General features: G+C 41.0%; 7 protein-coding genes. All 7 read left to right on the top strand.

Features of this window, described 5'->3' with window-relative positions; translation table 11 throughout:
- Positions 1-248: hypothetical protein (locus tag QUA80_RS33315; protein WP_333429170.1), on the top strand; the 248-nt coding region annotated here is incomplete at its 5' end.
- 100 nt (positions 249-348) lie between these two features.
- A complete protein-coding gene (locus tag QUA80_RS33310) occupies positions 349-501 on the top strand; it encodes a hypothetical protein (RefSeq protein WP_333429169.1) in 153 nt (50 codons plus the stop codon).
- A 195-nt stretch (positions 502-696) separates the two neighbouring features.
- Entirely contained in the window at positions 697-1,035 is a 339-nt protein-coding gene (locus tag QUA80_RS33305) for a hypothetical protein (protein ID WP_333429168.1), read from the top strand.
- Positions 1,032-1,421 carry a type II toxin-antitoxin system VapC family toxin gene (locus QUA80_RS33300; RefSeq protein WP_333429167.1) on the top strand — a complete coding sequence of 130 codons (390 nt, stop codon included), beginning with the start codon at positions 1,032-1,034 and terminating at the stop codon, positions 1,419-1,421. The genes QUA80_RS33305 and QUA80_RS33300 overlap by 4 nt, the downstream gene beginning before the upstream one ends.
- Positions 1,422-1,490: 69 nt before the next feature.
- Positions 1,491-1,874, top strand: coding sequence for a hypothetical protein (locus QUA80_RS33295; RefSeq protein ID WP_333429166.1), 384 nt, complete (start codon positions 1,491-1,493; stop codon positions 1,872-1,874).
- Between the two features lie 207 nt (positions 1,875-2,081).
- Entirely contained in the window at positions 2,082-2,306 is a 225-nt protein-coding gene (locus QUA80_RS33290; RefSeq protein WP_333429165.1) for a DUF433 domain-containing protein, read from the top strand.
- Positions 2,306-2,677 (top strand): DUF5615 family PIN-like protein, encoded by a 372-nt coding sequence (locus QUA80_RS33285; RefSeq protein WP_333429164.1) that lies wholly within the window; start codon positions 2,306-2,308, stop codon positions 2,675-2,677. The genes QUA80_RS33290 and QUA80_RS33285 overlap by 1 nt, the downstream gene beginning before the upstream one ends.
- Positions 2,678-2,853 lie beyond the last annotated feature (176 nt).

The raw sequence follows: 2,853 nt of genomic DNA, 5'->3' as shown, positions 1-2,853 counted from the left end.
TAATTATTCATAATCGATACGTATTACTTCGCGTCAAAGACTCGCGAAGCCAATTTGCTTTTGTCCAAAGTCCAATTAAAAGGTTTCAAAATGACTTCGATCGCGTGTTGAAGGAACGGGAAACGAAAGAAGCTGAAGCGCCGGAAATTCTGGCTCGTCTTGAGTATCAAAAAGCCAAGCTTATTGAGTTCCTCAGTCAATTAAGTTCAGTTCGGGAATCTCTCAATAGTTGGAAGCCGATTAAGTAAAGTTAGAGAAAGTACGATCGCCCTTTTTTCCCAAAGTGCGATCGGCCCTCTCCCGTCCCAAATCCATCCTTCGCTGCTACTTTTGCTTGAGTAACTCAGTGTGTCGGCATCTATCTATGAGGACTCGTTAAAACTCGATCGCGATTTGGAAGTTTTGATTGCAGCCTGCATCCCCTGTCATTTATTTAAAATACTGACTTCCAAAGATGACATCGATTTTAAGCCTGTAACGCAATACCTCAAAGTTGTCTAATAATGTCTTGGGTTTAGCGCAATTGTCGGCCCCTTTTTTCTCAAAGTACGCGCGTGCGTAGCTATCCCGTAGGGAACCGCGCTTTTTTTCCGAAAGTGCGATCGCCCTATAATTGGAGCATGGCAACCACTATCAAATTCACCAGAGCGATCGGTATAATTAAAAAATCAACATCAAATACAGTCAATTAATGCCATGATTGCTAATTTGCCCATCAAGCTGCCTCACTTACCCAACAGCTTGCCCAGCGAAGGTTCTGTCCGCATTGAGTTGGTCAACGGACTCTTAATATTTAGCGCTTCTATTCAAACCCAGGAACGAATTCAAACTTTAACAGCTCAACAACAAGCATCAAATCTTACTCCCGAAGAACAAACAGAATTGGATGGATATCGAGAATTCATTAGCTATCTAAATTTGGTAAATGAAACCATGAAAAATACTTTTCTATATCCTTTGCGAGGCACTATCATTGGCTATGATGAGCCGTTTGAACCTGCGGTTTCCTTGGAAGATTGGGAAGTGTTACAATGATTGTACTAGATACTCATATATGGGTTTGGTGGGTTGACAATAACACACGACTGACTCAGAAACATCGGGACTGGATACAACAATATCAATCTCCAGGTTTAGGAATCAGCATCATTTCTTGTTGGGAAGTTGCTAAATTAGTAGAAATGGGAAGACTTACTTTGTCCGTTACAGTTGATGAGTGCTTAAAACAAGCTTTGGCTTATCTCGGAGTGCAGCTAATCGAACTCACCATTCCCATCATTGTCGAGTCAACTAAACTCACAGGTTTTCACCGCGATCCAGCAGATCAAATCATTGTGGCAACTGCGAGGATTTGCGGGTGTCCCTTACTAACTGCTGATGCAAAAATTCTGGCATATCCTGATGTACAGACTCTTCAGTGATCGGTAAAAAATGCCTTCGCCCCGGACGCAAACTCTGGTTTCGCTGCTACTTTCAGTGAGGGAAAATACATGAAAATTCGAGAATCAGTTGGTAAGAGCATCTGGAACAATTCTGAGGGTTGGTGCTGCGAGCCTCTTGGCACTATACCGCCCGGTCATATTGCCCTAGCCGTTGAAGCGATAGATATTAATCTTGTAGACTGGGATATCGAAGAAATTGGCGAAAAAGCAGGTTTTGATATTCAGTACAAATACACGGGAGTCAATGACCCAAAAGATTCATCTTTAGCTTGCGTAAGTCAGTTTGTGGGTATCTATGAAGACTTCTCAAAACTCGATCGCGATTTGGAAGTTTTGATTGCAGCCTGCATCCCCTGTCATTTATTTAAAATACTGACTGACAACCATGACATCGATTTTAAGCCTGTAACGCAATACCTCAAAGTTGTCTAATAATGTCTTGGGTTTAGCGCAATCGTCGGCCCCTTTTTTCTCAAAGTACGCGCGTGCGTAGCTATCCCGTAGGGAACCGCGCTTTTTTTCCGAAAGTGCGATCGCCTTTCCCATGCCGAATTCCAAAGTGCGATCGCCATTGCTTAAGTTAAAATATAACTTGTCAGATTAGATAATATAACTTATCAGATTCAGAAAGGACAAGTTATGCCTGTAAACTGGAGAGAACATATCGTTAGTACCCCCGATGTACTGCGAGGTAAACCAAGAATCAAAGGGACTAGAATTCCCGTTAGTCTTATTTTAGGATATTTAGCATCAAATAACACTGTAGAACAAATCATCGACGAGTTTCCAGATATCGCCAAAGAACAGATAGCTGCTTGTCTTGATTATGCTCGCGATTTGTCGGATTTTGAAACAGTTGCCTAATGAGTTTAAGATTGTTCATCGATCAATGCGTTCCTAAGTCTATTATTCAAATCCTTAGTGATACCGAGCATGAAGTTTTTGTATTGGGAGATTACATTCCCATTGAATCTCCAGATACTATTGTCATTGCCAAAGCTCAAGAATTAAATGCCATACTTATTTCTCTGAATGGAGACTTCGCAGAAGATATTGTGACTTATCCGCCAAGTTCATATCAAGGAATCATTTCTATTCAACTGAGAAATCACCCTGAAATTATTCCTCAGTTGATGGCAAGGCTGACAGAATACTTATCATTGCACGATAGTGAGGAGCATTATCGAGGTAAATTACTACTGGTAGAAGTTTACAGAATTCGCATTCGAGTATAAAAATTGATAGCGAGATCCCTTTTTTCCCAAATCACAAAAAGGGCGATCGCCTTTCCCATCCCGAATCCCTGCATTGCGATTGTTCATTTCCAGGTAGTGCTAAATAAGTAATGATGTATTGTAATGATGGATGAAATACCAAATAGCACCAATATGGTTTTCTAACGACTTTGAAA

This window comes from Microcoleus sp. F4-D5 (genome assembly GCF_036704885.1).
Classification (GTDB): Bacteria; Cyanobacteriota; Cyanobacteriia; order Cyanobacteriales; family Microcoleaceae; genus Microcoleus.
The sequence above is the reverse complement of the archived record's forward strand: the minus strand, read 5'-3'. Positions and strand labels throughout refer to the sequence as shown.

Coding starts and splice junctions, on each gene's coding strand:
- QUA80_RS33305 (WP_333429168.1), top strand. CDS start 697: ATGATTGCTAATTTGCCCATCAAGCTGCCTCACTTACCCAACAGCTTG.
- QUA80_RS33300 (WP_333429167.1), top strand. CDS start 1,032: ATGATTGTACTAGATACTCATATATGGGTTTGGTGGGTTGACAATAAC.
- QUA80_RS33295 (WP_333429166.1), top strand. CDS start 1,491: ATGAAAATTCGAGAATCAGTTGGTAAGAGCATCTGGAACAATTCTGAG.
- QUA80_RS33290 (WP_333429165.1), top strand. CDS start 2,082: ATGCCTGTAAACTGGAGAGAACATATCGTTAGTACCCCCGATGTACTG.
- QUA80_RS33285 (WP_333429164.1), top strand. CDS start 2,306: ATGAGTTTAAGATTGTTCATCGATCAATGCGTTCCTAAGTCTATTATT.